At 52.1% G+C, this 20,820-nt stretch carries 20 protein-coding genes and 7 tRNA genes; 24 read left to right on the forward strand and 3 right to left on the reverse strand.

All coding sequences use genetic code 11. From position 1 onward, the window contains the following. Positions 1-100 precede the first annotated feature (100 nt). The 5 genes from ACJJI7_RS13935 to ACJJI7_RS13955 are packed head-to-tail and all read left to right on the forward strand — an operon-like array spanning position 101 to position 4,780. Positions 101-685: an elongation factor P hydroxylase gene (locus ACJJI7_RS13935; RefSeq protein WP_282951117.1), complete on the forward strand. Its 585-nt coding sequence runs from the start codon at positions 101-103 to the stop codon at positions 683-685. Beyond that, positions 682-1,575: a 5'-3' exonuclease gene (locus tag ACJJI7_RS13940; protein WP_444901906.1), complete on the forward strand. Its 894-nt coding sequence runs from the start codon at positions 682-684 to the stop codon at positions 1,573-1,575. Before ACJJI7_RS13935 ends, ACJJI7_RS13940 begins: the two co-directional genes overlap by 4 nt. Then, the gene (locus ACJJI7_RS13945) at positions 1,572-2,702 is read left to right on the forward strand and encodes a 4-phosphoerythronate dehydrogenase (RefSeq protein WP_020414717.1); all 1,131 of its coding nucleotides are present in this window, start codon (positions 1,572-1,574) and stop codon (positions 2,700-2,702) included. Before ACJJI7_RS13940 ends, ACJJI7_RS13945 begins: the two co-directional genes overlap by 4 nt. Further along, positions 2,693-3,841 carry an ATP-NAD kinase family protein gene (locus ACJJI7_RS13950; protein WP_020414718.1) on the forward strand — a complete coding sequence of 383 codons (1,149 nt, stop codon included), beginning with the start codon at positions 2,693-2,695 and terminating at the stop codon, positions 3,839-3,841. Before ACJJI7_RS13945 ends, ACJJI7_RS13950 begins: the two co-directional genes overlap by 10 nt. Continuing rightward, positions 3,842-4,780: a class I SAM-dependent methyltransferase gene (locus ACJJI7_RS13955; RefSeq protein ID WP_444901905.1), complete on the forward strand. Its 939-nt coding sequence runs from the start codon at positions 3,842-3,844 to the stop codon at positions 4,778-4,780. It abuts the gene before it with no gap. A 179-nt stretch (positions 4,781-4,959) separates the two neighbouring features. Here ACJJI7_RS13955 and ACJJI7_RS13960 read toward each other — a convergent pair whose 3' ends face one another. Together ACJJI7_RS13960 and ACJJI7_RS13965 are read right to left on the reverse strand one after the other, a co-directional pair. After that, positions 4,960-5,361 carry a hypothetical protein gene (locus ACJJI7_RS13960; RefSeq protein WP_020414720.1) on the reverse strand — a complete coding sequence of 134 codons (402 nt, stop codon included), beginning with the start codon at positions 5,359-5,361 and terminating at the stop codon, positions 4,960-4,962. Continuing rightward, positions 5,361-6,575: a pyridoxal phosphate-dependent aminotransferase gene (locus tag ACJJI7_RS13965; RefSeq protein WP_020414721.1), complete on the reverse strand. Its 1,215-nt coding sequence runs from the start codon at positions 6,573-6,575 to the stop codon at positions 5,361-5,363. Before ACJJI7_RS13965 ends, ACJJI7_RS13960 begins: the two co-directional genes overlap by 1 nt. A gap of 128 nt (positions 6,576-6,703) precedes the next feature. Between ACJJI7_RS13965 and msrB the strand changes: the two genes are divergently transcribed. The 17 genes from msrB to cyoD all read left to right on the forward strand — a co-directional run bounded on the left by msrB (position 6,704) and on the right by cyoD (position 18,089). Beyond that, positions 6,704-7,117 (forward strand): peptide-methionine (R)-S-oxide reductase MsrB, encoded by a 414-nt coding sequence (gene msrB, locus ACJJI7_RS13970; RefSeq protein WP_211214958.1) that lies wholly within the window; start codon positions 6,704-6,706, stop codon positions 7,115-7,117. Next, positions 7,114-7,920 carry a DUF1499 domain-containing protein gene (locus ACJJI7_RS13975; protein ID WP_020414723.1) on the forward strand — a complete coding sequence of 269 codons (807 nt, stop codon included), beginning with the start codon at positions 7,114-7,116 and terminating at the stop codon, positions 7,918-7,920. The genes msrB and ACJJI7_RS13975 overlap by 4 nt, the downstream gene beginning before the upstream one ends. A gap of 135 nt (positions 7,921-8,055) precedes the next feature. Next, positions 8,056-8,131: transfer RNA gene (locus ACJJI7_RS13980), tRNA-Glu, on the forward strand. A 1-nt stretch (position 8,132) separates the two neighbouring features. After that, a tRNA-Gly gene (locus ACJJI7_RS13985) sits at positions 8,133-8,208 on the forward strand. Between the two features lie 121 nt (positions 8,209-8,329). Beyond that, positions 8,330-8,405, forward strand: a tRNA-Glu gene (locus tag ACJJI7_RS13990). A 34-nt stretch (positions 8,406-8,439) separates the two neighbouring features. Next, positions 8,440-8,515 (forward strand) — tRNA-Gly (locus tag ACJJI7_RS13995). Between the two features lie 120 nt (positions 8,516-8,635). Further along, positions 8,636-8,711: transfer RNA gene (locus tag ACJJI7_RS14000), tRNA-Glu, on the forward strand. Positions 8,712-8,750: 39 nt separating this feature from the next. After that, positions 8,751-8,826: transfer RNA gene (locus tag ACJJI7_RS14005), tRNA-Gly, on the forward strand. Between the two features lie 211 nt (positions 8,827-9,037). Further along, positions 9,038-9,973, forward strand: a complete 936-nt coding sequence (locus ACJJI7_RS14010) for an ABC transporter ATP-binding protein (protein ID WP_020414724.1) — start codon at positions 9,038-9,040, stop codon at positions 9,971-9,973. Next, a complete protein-coding gene (locus ACJJI7_RS14015; protein WP_020414725.1) occupies positions 9,970-10,743 on the forward strand; it encodes an ABC transporter permease in 774 nt (257 codons plus the stop codon). The genes ACJJI7_RS14010 and ACJJI7_RS14015 overlap by 4 nt, the downstream gene beginning before the upstream one ends. Before the next feature lie 8 nt (positions 10,744-10,751). Next, entirely contained in the window at positions 10,752-11,582 is an 831-nt protein-coding gene (queF, locus tag ACJJI7_RS14020; protein WP_020414726.1) for an NADPH-dependent 7-cyano-7-deazaguanine reductase QueF, read from the forward strand. Between the two features lie 238 nt (positions 11,583-11,820). Then, on the forward strand, positions 11,821-13,242 hold the full coding sequence (locus ACJJI7_RS14025; protein ID WP_020414728.1) for a DcaP family trimeric outer membrane transporter: 1,422 nt from the start codon (positions 11,821-11,823) through the stop codon (positions 13,240-13,242). A gap of 140 nt (positions 13,243-13,382) precedes the next feature. Beyond that, positions 13,383-13,799 carry a hypothetical protein gene (locus tag ACJJI7_RS14030; protein ID WP_157533671.1) on the forward strand — a complete coding sequence of 139 codons (417 nt, stop codon included), beginning with the start codon at positions 13,383-13,385 and terminating at the stop codon, positions 13,797-13,799. Positions 13,800-14,037: 238 nt separating this feature from the next. Next, positions 14,038-15,069 (forward strand): cytochrome ubiquinol oxidase subunit II, encoded by a 1,032-nt coding sequence (locus ACJJI7_RS14035; protein WP_211214959.1) that lies wholly within the window; start codon positions 14,038-14,040, stop codon positions 15,067-15,069. Further along, positions 15,066-17,135 (forward strand): cbb3-type cytochrome c oxidase subunit I, encoded by a 2,070-nt coding sequence (locus ACJJI7_RS14040; RefSeq protein WP_444901904.1) that lies wholly within the window; start codon positions 15,066-15,068, stop codon positions 17,133-17,135. The genes ACJJI7_RS14035 and ACJJI7_RS14040 overlap by 4 nt, the downstream gene beginning before the upstream one ends. Positions 17,136-17,143: 8 nt before the next feature. Then, a complete protein-coding gene (locus ACJJI7_RS14045) occupies positions 17,144-17,776 on the forward strand; it encodes a cytochrome c oxidase subunit 3 (RefSeq protein WP_444901903.1) in 633 nt (210 codons plus the stop codon). Further along, positions 17,769-18,089: a cytochrome o ubiquinol oxidase subunit IV gene (gene cyoD / locus ACJJI7_RS14050; protein ID WP_020414733.1), complete on the forward strand. Its 321-nt coding sequence runs from the start codon at positions 17,769-17,771 to the stop codon at positions 18,087-18,089. Before ACJJI7_RS14045 ends, cyoD begins: the two co-directional genes overlap by 8 nt. Before the next feature lie 25 nt (positions 18,090-18,114). Here the strand turns inward: cyoD and ACJJI7_RS14055 are convergent, their stop codons facing one another. After that, positions 18,115-19,509, reverse strand: coding sequence for an adenylate/guanylate cyclase domain-containing protein (locus tag ACJJI7_RS14055; RefSeq protein ID WP_020414734.1), 1,395 nt, complete (start codon positions 19,507-19,509; stop codon positions 18,115-18,117). Between the two features lie 239 nt (positions 19,510-19,748). On the opposite strand from ACJJI7_RS14055, the gene ACJJI7_RS14060 reads away from it, so the two are divergent. Further along, positions 19,749-20,315 carry a nitroreductase family protein gene (locus ACJJI7_RS14060; RefSeq protein WP_444901902.1) on the forward strand — a complete coding sequence of 189 codons (567 nt, stop codon included), beginning with the start codon at positions 19,749-19,751 and terminating at the stop codon, positions 20,313-20,315. A 140-nt stretch (positions 20,316-20,455) separates the two neighbouring features. Beyond that, positions 20,456-20,543 (forward strand) — tRNA-Ser (locus ACJJI7_RS14065). Positions 20,544-20,820 lie beyond the last annotated feature (277 nt).

A 20,820-nucleotide genomic window follows, 5' to 3' on the forward strand; every position in this document is an offset into this window, starting at 1 on the left:
AATACAACCAGCGCTGTCAATTGGCTCCACTGCGGCACAGCTTTGATCGAGGCGCCTGCGTTGATATAGTCCCCGCCTTTGCGGTACCCCGGAGAACACCTTGCCCGTTCCTAACCCAGAAATGGCTTCAGTTTCTACAATTTTGCCTATGGCGGATCGCATAATTGGCGTCTTTAATCGTTGTTTTGCGGATCCAAATGGGCTCAATACCCGACTTTGTGGCGGTTTTCCTGAACCCTACTACCGCCCCGCCGCCATGAACAAGGGGGTTCACCAGGTGGAATTTACCTTGGATTATGCCGCCAGCGCCCTGCACGAAGTGGCCCATTGGTGTGTGGCCGGGGAGGCGCGCCGCCTGCTTCCTGACTATGGCTATTGGTATGAAGCGGATGGGCGCAGCCCTGAGCAGCAGGCTGAGTTTGAGCTTGTGGAGGTCAAGCCCCAGGCGCTGGAGTGGGTCTTCGCGCGCGCCTGTGGTTTCCGGTTTCGGGTCAGTGCAGACAACCTACAAAGCGGCCTGGGCCCTAGCGACACCTTTAAGAAGGCAATCTGGGAACAGGTGCAGGAGTACTGTGCCCAGGGGCCAAACGCTCGGGCGAGAACTTTTGCCCAGGCACTGGCTGAGGAGTTTGAGTGCCCGGACCCGCTCGATAAGGATGCCTACCAATTGGTGGAGTTATCGTGAGCAGCTATCTGATTGACGCCTCCGTCTATATTTTCCGCTATTACTTTGCGCTGCCGCCCAACTGGGAGAGCCGCAGCGGTTACTCCACTGAAGCTGTTTATGGCTTCACTAATTTCCTGCTGGATATGTTAGCGCGAGATCCGCGCCATATAGCCTGTGCTTTTGATGAGTCTCTGGGCAGTTGCTTCCGCAATGAGCTGTACCCGGACTATAAATGCAGTCGCGCTATGCCCGATGAGGCATTGGCCTTCCAGCTGGCGGCGTGCCGGGAGATGGCGGAGGCCCTGGGAATTGCCAGCTTCTCCAGTGAGCGTTATGAGGCAGACGACATTCTTGCCACCCTCACCCGAAAGCTGCGAAGGCACAAGCCGATTGTTGTGAGCCGCGACAAGGATCTGGGGCAATTGCTGGATAGGGGGGCCTCCTCCCTTTGGGACTTCGCTGCGGATCGCCATATGGATAGCGAAGCCTTGGAGCAAAAGTTTGGGGTGAAACCGGCACAGATTGCCGATTATCTGGCACTGGTAGGGGATAGCAGCGACGATATTCCCGGAATTCCAGGTGTTGGTCCCAAGACAGCGGCGCGACTACTGGAGGCTTTTGAGGGCATAGAGATGCTCCTGGTGCAGCTGGAGCAGGTGGCGTCACTACCTATTCGTGGTGCCAAGGGAATTGCCCAGCGCTTGCAGGAATTTGAAGAGCAGTTACGTCTGGCCAAGCGCCTCACCAGCCTGGAAGAGAATATCCCCCTGGGTATTGCTGTGGCAGATCTGCGTCCGCAAGTAGTGGACCTGGATCTGGCCCAGGCCCTCGCGGAAGAATTTGGTATCGGGGGCCTGAAAGGGAAGATGGTGCGGACCGTGAGCCGTATGGATGGAGAGCTTGCATGAGTGAAAGTTTAACTAATGGTGCCAGCCTGAAGATTGTCGCGGATGAAAATATTCCGGCCCTAGAGCAATACTTCGGGGATCTGGGCACACTGGTGCGTTACCCTGGCCGAACCCTTACCCGTGAGCAACTTGCCGACGCCGATATTCTGCTGGTGCGCTCGGTCACGCGAGTAAACCAAAGCCTGTTGGAAGGTACGCCAGTCCGCTTTGTTGGTAGCTGCACAATTGGCACTGACCACCTGGATACCGACTGGCTGGAGCGCAATGGCATTTATTGGAGCGCCGCGCCGGGCTGTAATGCCAACTCCGTTGTGGAATATGTATTCTGTGCTCTGGCGGCCCTGGGGGCCGACTGGCGTGGGCGCAGCTTTGGAATTGTCGGTTGCGGCAATGTTGGCGGCCTGCTGCAGAAGCGGCTGCACAACCTGGGCGCTACCTGCGCTATTTACGATCCCTGGTTACCAGAGAACCCAGACTATGCGCCGTTGGAGCAGGTGCTTAGCCAGGATATTGTGTGCCTGCATGCTCCTCTGGTTAAAAGTGGCCTTTACCCGAGCTTACATATGATTGGTGCGGAGCAGCTTGTACATATCCGGGATGGAGCGGTGCTGATTAGTGCCGGGCGGGGTGCGGTGGTAGATAACCGCGCACTGCTTCAACTCCTGCAAAAAGAGCGGCGTTTTAGCACAGTGCTGGATGTCTGGGAAAATGAGCCGGGTATTGATACTGAACTATTGAAATTGGTTGACCTGGGCACGCCGCATATTGCCGGCTATAGCCTGGACGGCAAGCTTGCGGGTACTCACATGATTCGAGAGGCACTGTCGAATGCGCTGGACCTGGCACTACCTGCAGTGGATAAAAGTACGGGATGTGAGGCCGCGCAAAATAGAATTGTCTCAGGAGGCATCCAGGCAGAACTGCTGTTGCAAATGTATGATCCCCGCAATGATGATTGCCGTCTGCGTGAAGCGGCGGAAGGCCCTGAGCCGATGTCTAAAGCCTTCGACCGTTTGCGCCGAGAATACCCCGAGCGCCTGGAATTTTCTCATTACAGTACGTCGGCGCAAAACCTGAGTGAAAGTGATAAAGAGCAGTTAGCGGTGTTGGGGCTTAAGTGCAATTAGACAAGCAAGTAAAAAAACTGGGGCTGATTATCAACCCCTGGGCGGGTGTCGGTGGCCCGGCGGGGCTTAAGGGCAGTGATGGGGCTGAGGCGGTGGCACAGGCGCTGGCTGCAGGGATCGAGCCTCAATCCCACAAGCGCGCCGCAATCGCCCTGGAGGCATTAGCCCCTTTTCGCGAGCAATTGGAGCTTCTGTGTTTTGCCGGTGATATGGGTACAGATACCGCTCGCGCGCTCGGTTTCTCTGTCAATGAGGTGGGGGCTGCCGATAGCAGCCCATCCACTCCCGCAGACACGGAAAAAGCAGCTAAAGCGATTCGCGATGCCGGTGCTGACCTAATTGTTTTTATCGGTGGAGATGGCACTGCACGCAATATGGTTAATGCCCTTGGGGAGCATTTCCCTGTGCTGGGTATTCCTGCCGGAGTCAAGATGCATTCCGCATGTTTTGCTATTTCCCCCAAAGCTGGCGGCGAGGTTTTACGGCGCCTCATGTCCGGTCAGTTGGTGGATTTGTGTGAGCGCGAAGTGCGGGATATCGACGAACAATCTTTTCGCCAGGGTAGAGTGAGCACCCGTTATTACGGCGAACTGTTGGTGCCCCAGGAGGGGCATTTTTTACAGGCAGTAAAAAATGCCGGGCGTGAGGTGGAAGAACTGGCTGTGGCAGACATTGCCGCTGAGATTGTTGAAGAGTTGGACCCCGGTACCCTGTACATTGTTGGCCCCGGCTCAACAACCCTGGCGATAATGAATGAGCTGGGCTGTAAAGGTACTTTGTTGGGGGTGGATCTGCTGATCGACGGTGCCTTACAACAGGCGGATGTGGGTGCACCACAGATCGAGGCGGCGATCGCTGCGCACCAGGGCCCAATAAAAATCTTGCTCACTGCTATTGGTGGCCAGGGGCACTTGATTGGCCGTGGCAACCAGCAGTTTTCCGCAAGAGTTCTACGGGAAGTCGGGCGTGATAACTTAATGGTTGTCGCTACTAAAACCAAAATAACTGAACTTGGAGGCCGCCCCCTGTTGGTGGACAGCGGTGAGCCGGAATTAGATCGGGATTGGAGTGGCTTTATCCGGGTAGTTACCGGCTACCGGGATGCGATTTTATACCCATTGAGTAACGGAGAAGTTTGAGTGTCTACCAATTGGCAGCAGCTACTGGAGCTGGTTGAGTCCAAAATAGCGCAGGGTGGCAGAGACAGTCGTCGTCTGTTCCACGGCCGTGGCCGTTGCTATGAGGGGTTGGAGCAGGTTTGTGTCGACAGTTTTTTTCCAGCGCTGCTGGTGACTTTTTTCGAAGAGTATGAAGGAGAAGCGGAGTTGTGCGAAACGCTCTGGCAACTGGCAGAGCCGCACGATTACCGTGGTATTGCTACTCAGCGCCGCTACCAGACTGGCGCTCCGATAGAGTGGCAGTGTGGTGAGCCTGTGGCAGCTCCGATGGCAAAGCGTGGTGAACTGAAGTTTCCCCTGACCTTTGAGCGACAGAACGTTGGTTTTTTCCTGGATATAGAACCAGGGCGCACTTGGTTGGAAGAACAGGTTCGTGCCCGGGCGGAACAGGGGGCTGTGAAAATGCTGAACCTGTTTGCCTTTACCTGTGCCTTTTCTGCTGTGGCTCGTGCAGCAGGGGATATTAAAATCGTCAATGTGGATGTGAATCGCGGTGTGTTAAATCGCGGGCGCGAAAACCACGAAGTGAACGGTTTGTCCCTGAACGGCATTCAATTCCTGCAATTTGACGCGCTGCGTCAATTCAAGCGTTTTGACCGCCGAGGCCCTTTCCAGTTGGGCATCGTAGATCCGCCCACACGCCAGAAAGGCCGTTTTGATGTGAGTCACAATTACGAAAAGCTCGTACGACAATTGCCGGCCTGCCTTGCAGATGAGGCGGATTTGCTGATGGTCATCAATTCCCCCCGTCATAGTGAGGCGCATTTCCGCGAGCTGATCCTCGGCGCTGACAGAGGGTACGAAATTGTGACCCGCTTAGCGCAGAGTCCGGATTTTCCCGATCGGGACCCGGATGCGGCATTAAAAATGTTGCATGTAAAATACCGCCGCCAGGAATAGCGGCGCTATCTTTTTAGGGTATTTGAGCGGGCTGTTGAAATTTTTTGGCCGCTTGCCGAGCGGAACAGAAATTCTCCAGTCGTAAGTTGTGTATGTGAGTGCATGACCGGCCGAAAAGGGTTTATGGAAAGGTGTCATAAACTCTAGTTGAAGAGCAATAGATCCTTTTGGGCAGGTTGTTAAATAGCAGCAAATTCCCGCATCAGGCGTTCCATTAGGGTCTGTAATTTTGTAGATGATGCATCGCGTACTGCGCTATTGAGAAGCTGCGCGTTGCTCTGTCCTGACTCTGCATCTGCATTAATCAGCAATAGAAACCCGCGGTGGGTCAGTACAGTTTCTTCTGCAGCTTCCTGGCGAACCAGCTGGGAGAAAGTAATATAGCCACTTTGCTTTAGCCAGCTGATTGCTCCCAGGCAGGCCAAATGACGTGGCGAATGTAACCCGAATTCATCAGGGCTATCGGGCCCGGCGATGTCCTCAACATAAATTGTTGTGGGTAGGGGAAACTGGCCGAACAGTGCCAGCAAAATCCTGCCGGCATCCCGGTAGAAATCGTGAATATGTAAATCGTCCAACATCAGCGGGAATATCGCTCCAGAAAGTAGCCCAGGCGGGTCATCGCGTGGGATAGGTCATCTGCCCTTGGCAGGAATACGATGCGTAAATGATCCGGTGCATCCCAGTGGAAAGCGCTGCCCTGTATCAGCAGGATTTTCTCCTGGCGTAAGAACTCCAGCACCAGCTGCTCATCATTTTCGATCTTGTGGTGATCGAGGTTCAACTTGGGAAATAAATAGATGGCGCCGCTGGGTTTAACGCAACTTACTCCCGGAATGTCATTTAGCATCTGATGGCCCAAGTCCCTCTGCTGGCGCAAGCGTCCACCGGGTAGCACGAGATCGTTGATACTCTGGTAGCCACCAAGGGCTGTTTGTACAGCAAACATTGCCGGTACATTGCCACATAATCGCATGGAGGCAAGTATATCCATGCCTTCAATAAACCCTTTAGCGCGATGTTTCGCGCCGCTCACTATCATCCAGCCTGATCGAAAACCGGCTAAGCGATAAGACTTGGAAAGACCGTTGAAACTCAGGCAGAGCACATCTGGAGCCAATTTGGCCATTGGGGTGAACTCGGCATCGTCGTAAAGAATTTTGCTGTAAATTTCATCGGCGAAAACGACCAGGTTGTGGCTGCGTGCCACTTCAACGATATCCTCCAGTAGCTCCTTTGGGTAAATGGCGCCAGTAGGGTTGTTGGGATTAATTACGACAATGCCGCGGGTACGAGAGGTAATCTTTGATTTAATATCCTCGATATCCGGCAACCAACCTGATTCCTCATCGCAGCGGTAGAGTACTGGTGTGGCACCGGTGAGGTTGGTGGCCGCCATCCAAAGAGGATAATTGGGCATGGGCAGTAACAGCTCATCACCGTTATTGAGCAGTGCCTGGGTAGCCATGGAAATTAGCTCTGAAACACCGTTGCCCAGGTAAATGTCGTCAATATCAACGCCCTGGATACCCAGGGTCTGGCACTCCTGCATAATGGCTTTACGCGCAGCGAAAAGGCCCTTTGATTCGACATAGCCCTGGGCTTGGGAGAGATTATGGATAACATCCTGGATAATCTCATCAGGAGCGTCGAAACCGAAAGGGGCGGGGTTGCCGATATTCAACTTCAGGATTCGGTGGCCTTCTTCTTCCATCCGGTAGGCCTGCTCCATGACAGGGCCGCGGATCTCATAGCAGACGCCGTGCAGTTTTTCAGATTTATGGATGTCCTTCATGGTGGTTCGGCAGCCCTGTAGCTTGGCAGGAGCGGTCCTGGGCCGCGTGCGAGCTGCGCGAAAGCCGGGAAGTTCACTGGCGGCGAGTGCCGCTCCTGCGGGAACTGGTAAAAATGGAACAAGAGAGTATGTCAAAACCAAAAGACGATAACTACTGGCGCGATAAGCTGACAGATGAGGAGTTTGAGGTATGTCGCAAGGGGGGGACAGAGCCACCATATACCGGCGAATATTGGGATGTTTTTGACGAAGGCGTTTATCGTTGCAAGTGTTGTGGCGAAGTTCTGTTTGATTCCGGAGCGAAATTTGAGAGTCACTGCGGCTGGCCCAGCTTTGATGCAGAGTTTGCCGAGGGGATAGTGCGAGAGCTCCCTGATAACAGTTTCGGTATGCAGCGAGTGGAGGTGCTTTGCAGCAAGTGTGACAGTCATCTCGGGCATATATTTGATGATGGCCCTACAGAAACCGGGTTGCGTTACTGTATTAATTCCTTATCGGTAAAACTGGATAAAAGCAGCGGCGAGGAAGGGGAAGAAGAGTGATTGAAAAACACTGGAGTCGCTGGCTGTTGTGGGCCCAATGGGTGCTGCTCAGTGCGATTGTTCTGGCCGGACTCGCGCTGAGATTTGGGCTGCTGCATTTCAGTATGGCTTTCAAGGTGTTCACCTACGCCGGTGCTGCGGCCCTGGCGATCGCCTTGGTCAGCCTGTTGATCTTTGTCTGGGGGGTACGTAGTAACAGCGCCGTGACCCGTAGTAATGCGTTGTGGGCAGTATTGCTCGGCCTACTGCCGGTGGCAATTCCGCTGATCACGGTGGGCAAGGACAACTTTACTGTGCCGAGAATTCACGATATCACCACTGATACCCGTAACCCACCCCAGTATCGTGTGGTGCCGGGCCTGCGTAAGCCGGGGGAGAACAGTGCGGAATACGGAGGGGAAGAGGTGGCAAGGTTGCAGCGGGAGGCCGATGTTTATGGCGATATCTACCCATTGCATGTGCACCTGCCGGTCGAGCGCACTACTGAACTGGCCGCTGAGGTGGCTAAGGAGCTCGGCTGGGAAATTGTTTCCTACGAGCCCAGTAATGGCCACCTCGAAGCCGTGGATCGAACTCTGTTGCTGGGATTCACGGATGATATTGTTGTGCGAGTCAGGGCAGAAAGTGACGGTAGCTCACGAGTGGATGTCCGGTCCAGCTCACGGGTTGGGGTGAGTGACCTTGGTGCCAATGGAAAGCGTATCCGAGAATTTCTGGAGGAGTTGCGCCTGCATGCAGTCAGTGCGGCGAACAGTGCCGTCTCCCAGGGCCGGAAATCTGTTCCCTCGAATCCACCGGGTTAGGTAAGTGCCTGACAATAAAAGAAAAAAATTTTAACTCGGGTGTTGACAGCACCCTGAACGGTACATAGAATGCGCCCCACTTCTGACGCAGAGCTACACTTTAAAACGCAGCGATGACGACAGAGGTGATTCTGGGTCCCCATCGTCTAGAGGCCTAGGACACCGCCCTTTCACGGCGGTAACAGGGGTTCGACTCCCCTTGGGGATGCCACGCGGGAATAGCTCAGTTGGTAGAGCGCAACCTTGCCAAGGTTGAGGTCGCCGGTTCGAACCCGGTTTCCCGCTCCAAGTTTCACGCTTCACGAGTAGATCTCTAGTCCGCTCGGGAAGTATCGCCACAGAGAAATCCGTGGCCACTGCCATGGACAGCATGGCAGCACAGGGCCGAAAGGCTGCAGTGCAAGTTTCTGTCCCCATCGTCTAGAGGCCTAGGACACCGCCCTTTCACGGCGGTAACAGGGGTTCGACTCCCCTTGGGGATGCCAATACGACCTGGCAGCAATGCTGCCGGGTCAAATTGCGGGAATAGCTCAGTTGGTAGAGCGCAACCTTGCCAAGGTTGAGGTCGCCGGTTCGAACCCGGTTTCCCGCTCCAAGTTTTGCTTTACAGGGTGATGTTCAGGTCATATCTGGAGAGTGAAGCCACTGGAATACCAGTGGCAATGCCATGGACAGCATGGCAGCACGGGACCGACAGGTTGTAGTGCAAGTTTCTGTCCCCATCGTCTAGAGGCCTAGGACACCGCCCTTTCACGGCGGTAACAGGGGTTCGACTCCCCTTGGGGATGCCAATAAGGCCCGGCAGCACTGCTGCCGGGCCAACCCAAAGCGCGGGAATAGCTCAGTTGGTAGAGCGCAACCTTGCCAAGGTTGAGGTCGCCGGTTCGAACCCGGTTTCCCGCTCCAAATAAAAAGCCGCTCAATCGAGCGGCTTTTTAATTTTCCGATATATTGCTTCTTAATTTATCGCTTGTGCCAGAGCTTTTGGGACTGTAAGCGCGCGCCTGGACTTTCGGCAATTGCCAGGCTGGGCCACACTGTCAAATCCCAGTATTCCACCGGTTGAATTCCTTTGGGCAAGCGCGTTGAATGGCGCCTCCAGTAACGGGAGTGAGAGATGACCGCCGCGCTATCTATCCAGAATCTGCAAAAGACCTATGAAGGTGGCTTCCAGGCCCTGAAGGGCATCAGCTTTGAGGTGCAGCCAGGGGATTTCTTTGCCTTGCTGGGCCCCAACGGTGCGGGGAAGTCCACCACCATAGGCATTATTTGTTCCCTGGTGCGCAAGAGCGCCGGGAGCATCTCTATTTTTGGGGTTGATATCGATAGTGATTTTCCAGCCGCCAAGCGTCTATTGGGCGTGGTACCGCAGGAATTTAATTTCAGCCAGTTCGAGAAAGTATTCGATATCGTGGCCACCCAGGGCGGCTTTTATGGGATGCCGCGCAAGTTGGCGGAAGAGCGCACTGAAAAGTACCTCAAGCAACTCGGACTTTGGGATAAGCGGGCTACCCAGGCTCGTATGCTGTCCGGCGGTATGAAGCGCCGCCTGATGATCGCGCGGGCCCTGATCCACGAACCCAAATTATTGATTCTCGATGAGCCCACCGCAGGGGTGGATATCGAGCTGCGCCGTTCCATGTGGGCTTTCCTGGAGCAGATTAATGCGCAGGGCACCACTATTATCCTCACTACCCACTATCTGGAGGAGGCAGAAAGCCTGTGTCGCAACATTGCAATCATCGACAAAGGTACGATTGTTGAGAACACCTCAATCAAGTCCTTATTGAAGACCCTCAATCGTGAGACATTTATTCTCGACTGCAGTGAATATCTGGAAAAGGCGCCGGGGCTTTCAGGGTTTGAATGTCATCTGTTGGATAGCCACTCCCTGGAAATCACTGTCGAGAAGGGGCAGTCGCTGACAGAGGTTTTCATTGAGCTTAAAGCCCAAGGCGTTACTGTGACCAGTATGCGTAATCGTGCCAACCGCCTCGAGGAGCTGTTTATTTCCATGTTGTCCGAGGAAAAAATGGAGGGTGTGGACGAGTGAGCAGCAGATTAACCTGGATCTCCTTCAGCACAATTTTCCGGCGGGAAGTGCGTCGCTTTATGCGTATATGGCCGCAGACACTGGTGCCGCCAGTAATCACCATGTCATTGTATTTTGTGATTTTTGGTTCTCTCATTGGGAGCCGAATCGGAGATATGGGGGGTTATCCCTATATGGAATTTGTGGTGCCGGGTCTGATAATGATGTCGGTAATTACCAATTCTTATGCCAATGTTGTGTCCTCTTTTTATAGTGCCAAATTTCAGCGCAGTATTGAGGAGCTTTTGGTATCACCCACTCCCAATTGGGCGGTAATGGCTGGATATGTACTTGGCGGCGTGGCGAGGGGCTTGATTGTCGGCTTGATTGTCACCCTGGTGGCGATGTTTTTTACATCGCTCAGTGTTGAGCATGTTGGCGTTACCATAGCTATCGTTTTCCTGACCGCAGTACTTTTCTCTTTGGCCGGGTTTATTAATGCTATCTACGCCAATAGCTTTGATGCTATTTCTATTATCCCCACCTTTGTATTGACCCCGCTCACATACTTGGGGGGTGTTTTCTACTCTATCGAATTGCTTTCGCCCTTTTGGCAAGGGCTGTCAAAGCTCAACCCGATTCTCTATATGGTGAATTCTTTCCGCTATGGGATACTGGGAGTTTCAGATATCAACGTGGCTTGGGCTTTTATTGGGGTTTTGGTATTTATTGCACTTCTCGCCAGTTGGGGGCTCTACCTGATGAGTCACGGCAAGCGATTGAGGCATTGAGGTTGATTATGAGCAGAGAAGATTGGCAGAACCTCCCGCTGGGTCGGGAAACCACTTACGAATCCACTTATAACCCGCAGTTGCTGCACCCAATTCAGCGTTCCATCTCCCGCGCGCAGCTGGGCCTGTCCGCGGGGGCCCTGCCATTTTTTGGTGAGGATGAATGGTGGGGCTTTGAGCTCTCCTGGCTGAACCCGAAGGGTAAGCCGCAGGTTGCAGTAGCGCGATTTAGCTTCCCTGCGGAAAGCCCCTGTATGGTTGAGTCCAAGTCGTTCAAGCTGTACCTCAACTCCTTTAATCAGAGTAAATTTGAGTCTTGGCGATTGGTTCAAGATACCCTGGCAAAGGACCTGGGCGAAGCTGTTGGAGCTGCGGTTGAGGTGAATCTCCTGGATGTGGAAGATGCTGCCCTGGCGGTAGAAAGACCGCAGGGTTTTTGCCTGGATGACCTGGATATTGCCGTGGAGCAATACCAGCCGGCCCAATCGCTACTCGCTTTGGAAGGAAGTGGGGAAGATGTCAGTGAAACCCTCTACAGCCACCTGTTGCGTAGTAACTGCCCGGTTACTGGCCAGCCGGACTGGGCCACGGTTATGGTGGAGTACAAGGGGCCGGCGCTGAAAAGAGAGGCGCTGCTGGCCTACATTGTTTCTTTCCGTGAGCACCAGGATTTCCATGAGCACTGCGTAGAGCGGATATTCTGCGATCTGCAGCAGTTGGCGGAATTTTCTGAGCTGACGGTATGTGCCCGCTATACACGTCGTGGTGGCCTGGATATTAACCCATTGCGTTCCACACGTATTGAGAAACCGCTGCCACCGCGTTTCGCCCGCCAATAGTAATTTCTCTAGCTCTTATAGGCCTGGCACTAGCTGGGCCAGCTAAAGGCGCTTTTCTCCTTTTTATTTCCATCAATTGGCCAGCTTTGTAAAGGCTGGTACAGGATCAATACCAGTATTTCAGAGTCTTGAACTACGCTTTCTTGAATAAAACTGTGGGAAATATGCATCAGCTGCTGAAATAGCACTTTTAATTTGAGCAGGCCGGGCCCGAGGGAGATGGAGTCAAGCCTTAGATATGGAAATCAATACACAATCCCCTGCGCTTCCTGCTGTGATTGTGTTTGCCATACAGGCTCTTTTTGCCCAGTCTTCGATTGCGCAGGTATATGTTGAGGCGGATCAGTTACTGCGTGTTATCGAGGATCAGCAGCGCCAGCTGGAAGAGCAGGAGGCACAAATCCAGCGGCAAAAAGCGGCTCTTGATGCCCTGCGCCAGCAGGTGGAGGAGCTGCGGCGCGCAATCCCCCAAGACCCTTCACCCCCTCCTCGCATAAAAAACCATCCTCCCGAAATTTCACCCTCTGAATTGGAAGCGGCGATCGCCGAAGCACCAACAGACTGGCCAGGCTCAATTCAGGTAACTGGGACTGAGCTACGGATCAAGATAGGCGGCTTCGCGGAGCTGGATGCCAACTACGACACTGGTGCAATTGTGAGTCCGGCTGAATTTACTACCAGCGCTATTGTCACCAGTGACAGAACCGCAGCCGAAGGGGAAGATGGGCAGACCAATGTCAGTGTGCAGGTTTCGAGGTTAGAACTCGAGACCAAGATGCCCTGGGGGGGGAGGCAGATCAAGACTGAAACGACAATGGATTTCCTCAGGGATACCACTATTGCCGAGCCAATTTTACAGTTGCGTAAGGCTTATGGTCAGGTCAGCGATATCCTACTTGGTGGTGATTTACTGATCGGCCAGGACTGGTCCACATTCACTAATCTTAATGCCTGGCCAAACACCCTGGATTATGAGGGGCCAAATTCAATGCTGTCCCTGCGGCATCCTATTGTGCGTTGGCATCGCAAATATCACCCAACACTTACTCTGGAAGTTGCTTTGGAGGCGCCCGATGAGCGAGTGTTTGAGGGCGCTGTAGAAGTTTCTCGTTGGCCTGATGCGGTAGTCGCTGTTATCTCCCAGACGGACCGTTTTAATTTTCAAGGCAGTTTTATAGTGCGGGATTTACGTGGCAGTGGGGAACCACAATCCGCTGTTTCAGATACCGGGTGGGGAGTGAATTTGAGCGGTGTTATAGATATGCCTGGGCGCTTAGCTCCGGATTTCATTACATACTCCTTAAGCTTTGGGGCGGGATATGGGGGGCTCCTGAACGATTTTCCTGCAGATGCCTCTTATGATTTTTATGAAAACCGGCTGGAGGCGATTCCAACACTTGCCTGGTACATCGGCTACCAACATTGGTGGAGCCCATGCCTGTATACCGTCGCTACCTACGGATTGGTACAGCAGGATAATTTCGACTTTCAGCCTGGCTTTGCATTCCGGGAAACTCAATACAGCAGTATTAACCTGACATGGACTCCGACACCGCAATGGTTATTTGGTGTGGAGGCTCTCTACGGTACTCGGGAGGATAAGGATGGCGCCTACGGTTCGGTTTGGCGTACCCAATTCACTAGCCGAATTTCTTTTTAAGGGGATGGCCAGTGGTTATTAGAGGAGTTTTACTTCTGGCCTTCCTGTGTGTGTACAGCTGCCATTCTGCGAGAACCATAGTTATTCATAGCTGGCATTCTCCATATATAAGTGCACGCCCTCTGGGGAAAACTTTGGTATTGACCTACACAACGGTACCTCGTCCAATCGTTGGAATTCATGTTGAAGATGTTTGGATTGATGAATTGAGCCGCTACGAGATACAGGCCTACTCCTGGAGTGATTTTGCAACGGGGCACGAGGTCCCATCCATGGAAGAGGTCGCCGAAGTGCTGGCAGCTTATCAATTCGATACGCTGTTAGTAACACAGCTAAGTGAGTTCAAACATTTGAACCGGAATATCTCTAACTCCCAGGTTGCCATAGTGGAAACCCGGCTCTATGAGGGCCCGAGTGAGGAGCTGTATTGGTCATTGAAAACTGAAACCTTTCTGGTGAATTACATTGACGGAGAAATTCGTCGGCCACGGGAGGGGGATGCTCTGGAGTATGTGGAGACGGTTCTTCAGGAAATGATGAAGGATGGTGTTTTCTAGGGTGATAACTCTTCAATCGCCGATTAAATGTAATCGTCCGCCAGAAACTTAGCCCAGCAGGAGAGTACACGAGGTTAAAGAATATTTTAATCAGCTATTCTGGTGAGACAAGTCGCATAATAGTGCCCGGTGAGTACAGGGAGTACTTGGCTTTAAATCGTAGGGTGTCGCGACTGTTTTAGTGTAACCGGTAGCCTGAAATGGGTGCCAGCGAGTCCTTTCGTCGGTAGGCTTTACAATGGATTGGAAAGTTGACACGCCAATGGGGTTTTCTCAGAACTTTATACAGTTTTTTAGGTGGTTTTCTCACTTTTTTCCCCGGCCAGTATTGGCTCTGCCCGTAATTATTTTGTTTTTACTGAATGCCAATCCCACCTTTGCATCCGAAAGCTTCCTGATGCCATTGGGTCCAGTGGCACATGAGCAGAAAACCCATTTCTTCTGGGCTACAGCCCTCACTATGGTGGCTGTGTTGCCCGTTTTTATTTTGGTGCCAATTATTTTATTTAAATACCGACGCAAAAAAGGTACCGGTATTTATACGCCCAAATGGGAGGTCTATGGCCCGCTGGAAGTCGTGATGTGGGGCGTGCCTTTCCTGGTTATTCTGGTGCTCTCGGTCATGCTTTGGCGTGCCACGATTAGCCTGGATCCTTACGAGGAAATTCAAGGAGTGGTACCGCCTGTTAAGGTGGAAGTGGTGGGGCTCGATTGGAAGTGGCTGTTTATTTATCCCCAGCTGGAAATTGCCACGGTGGGGGAGTTAGTTGTCCCGGTACACACACCGGTATCTATGACTCTCACCAGTGATACGGTGATGCAGTCTTTTCTCATTGCAGCGTTGGCGGGACAAATTTATGTCATGCCAGGAATGACGACCAAGTTGAATTTTATTGCCACCAAGCTTGGGAAAACCCAGGGGGAAAACACCCAATTTACCGGGAAAGGTTTTACTGACCAAAAATTTGATGTGTTAATTAAGAATGATGAGGATTTTCAGGCTTGGGTAGCACAAGTTCGCGCCTCAGGTATCCCGTTGAATGAGGATACTTACAATCGCCTGGCGACACGTACCACCCGTGAGGAGGCGCACAAAGAACTGGCCACGGCGCAAATGCCTGCCCAAGCCATTTATTTCACTCTCCCAGATGCCAGTCTCTTCCAGGATATAGTGATGCGCTACCACTCCGGTAAACCCCTCAGTATTGAGGAGCAGCCCGGCACCGAGAAATTTGGACGGGATAAGGAAGTGGAGGGCGCGCAACCATGAATGAATACGGTTGGTTGGGCAAACTAAACTGGGACTCCCTTGTTTTCAGTAAATTAATCACCGATCCCTCGGTGAGCGAATTTGTCGCCAGTACCGCCGGCAGTATCGTGATTATTGCCACTGTCGCAATTCTCGGCTTGCTGACCTGGTTCCGGGTATGGGGCACCCTCTGGTCCGAATGGCTTACCAGTACTGATCACAAAAGAATTGGCATCATGTACATAGTGTTTGCACTGGTAATGATGACCAGGGGGCTGCTGGAAGGAATGGTAATGCGGGCGCAGCAGGCTGCCGCGCCAGATGGTTTTCTCTACGCCGATCACTTTGCCCAGCTATTCAGTACCCACGGCACCATCATGATATTTTTTGTTGCCGTACCTTTTGTGGTTGGGTTGGTTAACTATGCGATGCCATTACAGATTGGTGCACGGGATGTTGCTTTCCCTGTTCTCAATCAAATCAGCCTGGCAGTTACGGTTGCATCTGGAATTTTATTAATGGTTTCCCTGGTGGTAGGGGAATTTTCCACTGGCGGTTGGTCTGCTTATCCACCTTATACCGGAGGGGATTTTAATCCAGGTGTCGGGCCCGATTATTGGATATGGGCCATTGTGTTCTCGGGTGCCGGTACCACCCTCACGGGTATTAATTTCACCGTTACAATCATCAAATGTCGCGCTGCTGGAATGAAATTCTTCCGTATGCCGATGTTTTGCTGGACGGTACTTTGCTCCTCTATTTTGATGATATTTGCCATGCCACCCTTAAGTGTGGCCGCGTTGATGCTGGGTTTCGATAGATACCTGGATTTCCACTTTTTCACCAATGATCTCGGTGGAAATATGATGAACTATGCCAATCTGTTTTGGCTGTTCGGGCACCCGGAAGTTTATTTGTTAGTGCTACCGGCCTACGGCATATTTTCCGAAGTTTTCTCTACCTTTTCTGCAAAGCGCTTGTATGGCTACAAGTCTCTGGTGATCGCCACTATGAGTATTGGTGTGTTGAGCTTTACTGTATGGCTGCATCACTTCTTTACCATGGGTCAGAGCCCCACAATTAATATTGTGTTTGGTATTGCCACCATGTTGATTGCAGTTCCTACCGGAGTGAAGGTCTACGATTGGATGGCGACCATGTACCGGGGACGAATCCGTTTTACCACGCCGATGATTTACTCCATCGGGTTTTTGATTTTATTTGTAATTGGTGGTCTATCCGGTGTGATCCTGGCTAATCCCACCGTGGATTTCCAGGTACACAATACCTTGTTCCTGGTGGCGCACTTCCACAATGTTTTAATTCCGGGCGTGCTGTTTGGGTTGCTCGCCGGATACAACTATTGGTTCCCCAAGGCTTTTGGTTTTCGTCTCAATGACAAGCTTGGGCGCTGGTCGGCATTCCTTTGGGTTCTCGGTTTTATGCTGACGTTTTTCCCACTATATGGTGCTGGCCTGTTGGGAATGCCAAGGCGTTCCTTCAGTTATATGGACCTAACTTTCAAACCCTACATGCTGGTTGCATTTGTTGGAGCCATGGTGGTTTTGTGCGCATTAATCAGCTTGGTGGTGCAATTGGTGGTCAGCCTGAGAGACAGGGATAAAAACCGTGTTCCAGTGGGGGACCCGTGGGATGGCCGGTCTCTGGAGTGGTCAATTCCTGCTCCAGCGCCTTCTTACAACTTTGCCGAACTGCCGAGGGTCACTGATCGGGACGAGTTTACCGAGGCCAAGGAACAGGGGCGCGCTTATCTGGCGCCAAAAGTCTACCGTGATATCGAAGTGCCAAAAAATAATCCGCTGGGTTTTATCCTCTGTGTGTTGAGCGGCATCCTCATGTTTGCGCTGGTTTGGTATATCTGGTGGCTGGCACTGATATCCGCTGTGGCCATTATTGTTGCAGTAATAGCCTCCACTTTCCGTTGGGACAGTGAGCGGGTAATCCCAGCAAGCCAGGTGCGGGAAGACACGGAAAAGTGGCTGGAGCAGGTGAAGAAGAGCAGGGCGGTTGGCAGGGATTTGGAAAATACCCCTGCCAATGTTGGGTACGCCAAGTTGGAGCACTAGGCTGACAAATGAACGGAACCCCTTCGACCAGTAACCCCAGTGTAAACCCAGGCCAGGTGCCTGGGGCGATTCACAAAGACCCGGATATGGTGATCTTTGGGTTCTGGGTTTTTATGATGAGCGACCTCATTTTCTTTGGGGTGGTCTTCGCCATCTATATCACCATGATTGGGGCTACCGCAGGTGGTCCTGGACCAAGGGAATTATTCGATTTTGGCAGTTTATTCGCGCAAACCATGTTGCTGCTTACCAGTAGCCTTACCGTGGGCATTGCAACTGTCACCATGAAGCACCAACGCAGCCAGGCGAGCTTTCTGTTCTGGGTGGTGGTAACCCTAATTTTGGGGTTGGGCTTCCTGACATTGGAGCTCTACGATTTCTCGCAAATGGCGGCACGGGGTGGTGTGCCCCAGCGCAGTGGCTATTTATCAGCTTTCTTTGGCCTGGTGCCCTTACACGGCTTACATGTCAGCTTCGGCTGTTTATGGATGCTGGTGTTGATTGTGCAGATATGCAAAGTGGGTATGCTGGATATTATCAAGTTGCGCTTCCTGCGCCTGGCCCTTTTCTGGCACTTTCTGGACTTGATCTGGATCGGGATTTTCTCGGTTGTCTATTTTGGCGGATGGGTATATGGCTAATAAATCCGGTTACGCGGCCCATTTACGTACCTACCTAACCGGTTATGTTCTGTCGGTAGTGCTTACCATTGCGGCATTCTGGGCAGTTTTGGCAGTGGGGCGGGAAAATAAAAGCGTACTTATTTTGGTTGGTTTGCTTGGGGTAGCTCAACTGGCAGTGCAACTTAAGTGCTTCTTGAATGTTACAACACAAAAAGAAGGACGGGACAACCTGGCCTTGGTCCTTTTTTCAACCCTGATTCTGCTGATCATTGTGGTAGGTACTGCATGGATTATGGGGAACCTGGCTGTGCGTATGCATACCACTATGTAAAGCTAATTGGCAGAAACCGGGCGAGCTAGATAATGACCTTGCTTTTGAGGCTTGAGGTGGCTTTCTCCAGGGATTGCAGCACCTTGCCCTTGTCATAATTACGTATCTTATCCAGATCCAGGTGCATAGAGAAACCCGGGGCGTGTTCTTCCAGGTAGCTTTGTTGACCACCGAGGTTTTTACGCAGGTCTGTCACCTGGTAAACCTTAACCGGGGTGCTGATGCCTTTAACAGTGATATGGCCTTTATCACGGCACATAACCGTGTGCTTGATCATTGCCCAGGTCTCATGGCTGATCAGGATTTCCCCTGGCTGGGCCGCACCCTCAAGGCGTGAAGCCAAGTTCACATGGGTGCCCATTACGGTATAGGACTGGTAGTTGGCTGTGCCAAAGATTCCAACAGTACAGTAACCTGTATTAATTCCCATTCGCACTTGCAAGGGGCGGGAGATCCCCTTGTTGTACCACTCCTGCTTCATCTCACGAACCCGCTTGCGCATGGCCAAGGCCATAGCGACACAGCGCAGAGCATCAGATTTGGGGCCCTTGCTTTCATCATCCCCAAATACCACCATAACCGCATCACCGATAAATTTATCGATGGTGCCGCCGTATTGGCCGGCGATACGTGCCATTTCTGAAAGGTAGTTATTGAGCAATAGAGTAAAGGTTTCAGCCTCCAGCTCCTCGGTAAGCTGGCTGAAATCCTTGATGTCTGAAAAGAAAACTGTCAACAGCTTACGCTGTGTAGTCAGGGCCTCTTCATCACCAGTAGTAATAGAACGCCATAGGCGCTGCGGCAGATATTTGGAGAGTTTATAGGAGCGTACCTTACTTACACGTTGCTCGGTGGTGAGGGCATGATTGGCCTCCTTGAGCTGGCTGATTTGTCGGTGGGTAAAAAATGCATAGGCACATAAATAGGCGAGGATGCCTATTAAACTCACGGTGCTAATAGTGAGGTCGGCATTAATCAACAGTGCCGGTCTGTGTATCAGGTAGCCAACTACAACACCGACGAGAAGGCCTGTGTTGTGTTCAAACCACTTTCTGCCACCGCCCTGAGTCAGGGCATTGAGCTGCACCACAGTGACAAACAGCAATGATGGCAACATGCTGAAATTGGCTAATGCGATAGTGATACCAACAAATATGGTATCGATAAAGGATAGACAGCGCCGGGTTTTATAGGCTTTTTTATCGCGGGACTTATAAAGCAGGAATTGGGCAAAGCCGCAGTAAGCGAGTAGTAATACTGCTATGCCAATTGTAATCAGCTTGTCCAGTTGCCATGGAGAAGACCAATCGACAGTATTTGCCAGGGTGCCCGTAGCCGCAAAACAAATTAAGGTGCGGAAATAGGTAGAGTAATGGGGGCTAATGCCCCGCTCTGTGTTCCCCTCAAGCTTGTCCTGCATCTGTGGTTATCTTTTTGTCCGTTTAGCGGAATTATACATATAGCGAGCGGCCCGTAACCGGTTTCAATATCCCTGGCTTTTACTCGCAGTGCATCGATTTACTGGGCGAAGTGTACTCCTCCAAAAGCCAGATTGCTAAAAAACCGATATTTATACTGGGTTTTAATACGGGGCGCACGTATGCGCTACGTAGGCTGGTTAGGGTACACTCCGCGCTCAGACTTCAACTGGAGAAAACGATGGATGCCCTGACCGCCTTGCATAACAGAGTCTCAACGGGAAAGCTTATTGAGCCAGCTCCCAATGAACAGCAGCGCCAGAACATCTTTCGCGCCGCCCTTCGCGCGGCGGATCACGCCTGTTTGCGCCCCTGGCGCTTCCTGCTAATAGAGGGCCAGGAGCGTAATCGATTGGGGGAGCTATTCCTGCAGGCGGCTGAACAAGCTGAAGGCGCTCCACTAGTGGAAGCCCAGCGCCAGCGTACATTGGCTATGCCGCTGCGAGCGCCTTTGATCATTGTGGCTATCACCCGTCTACAGGAGCATCCCAAGGTACCTCACATGGAGCAGCATATGTCTACTGCCGGCGCCGTACAGGCTATGCTCACCGCTGCCTTCGCAGAGGGTGTTGGCGCCTACTGGCGTACTGGCCCCCTGGCCAGTAACCCGGTGGTTGCTGAGGGGCTCGGCCTTGCGGAAAATGAGCGTATAGATGGTTTTATTTACTGTGGGACCCCGGATAAAGCTCCCCGCCAGGCACCGGATTTACAGGTGGATACATATTTTTCCCAATGGAATGCACAATAGTACTTGCACATCAGGAAACATTTGGGTAAAGTGCGCGCTCTCTCGACGACACAGCAGCTATCTTCCTGATTTTCTTGAAGATTTCGCTAAAGAGAGATCCCCGCTGAAAGGCGGATTGCCCTCCCAGAGGGTGACAATTTGGTGAGGTGTCCGAGTGGTCGAAGGAGCACGCCTGGAAAGTGTGTATGTCGAAAGGCATCGAGGGTTCGAATCCCTCCCTCACCGCCATCTACTAAAAGCCCGGTTTATGCCGGGCTTTTTTATTTCTGTTTACTGCTTAACTCTCCGTTATCTTTTCGGCAATTATTATGCTGACTGTATAGATATTCGTTTGTCAGATGGGCCTCAACTATTTAAAGCGGCACTATCTAGTTAATTCTCTATTCAAGCTTTTATTTTCTGGCTGCCCCAACCGATAGCGCCAGGACCTATTGAGTGCTGCTATGGAGAGATATCTTTTCATTGGCTACCCGGTAATGCTGCTGTGCTTATAGCCGGTGAATCG

It is taken from the genome of Microbulbifer variabilis (genome assembly GCF_056232115.1).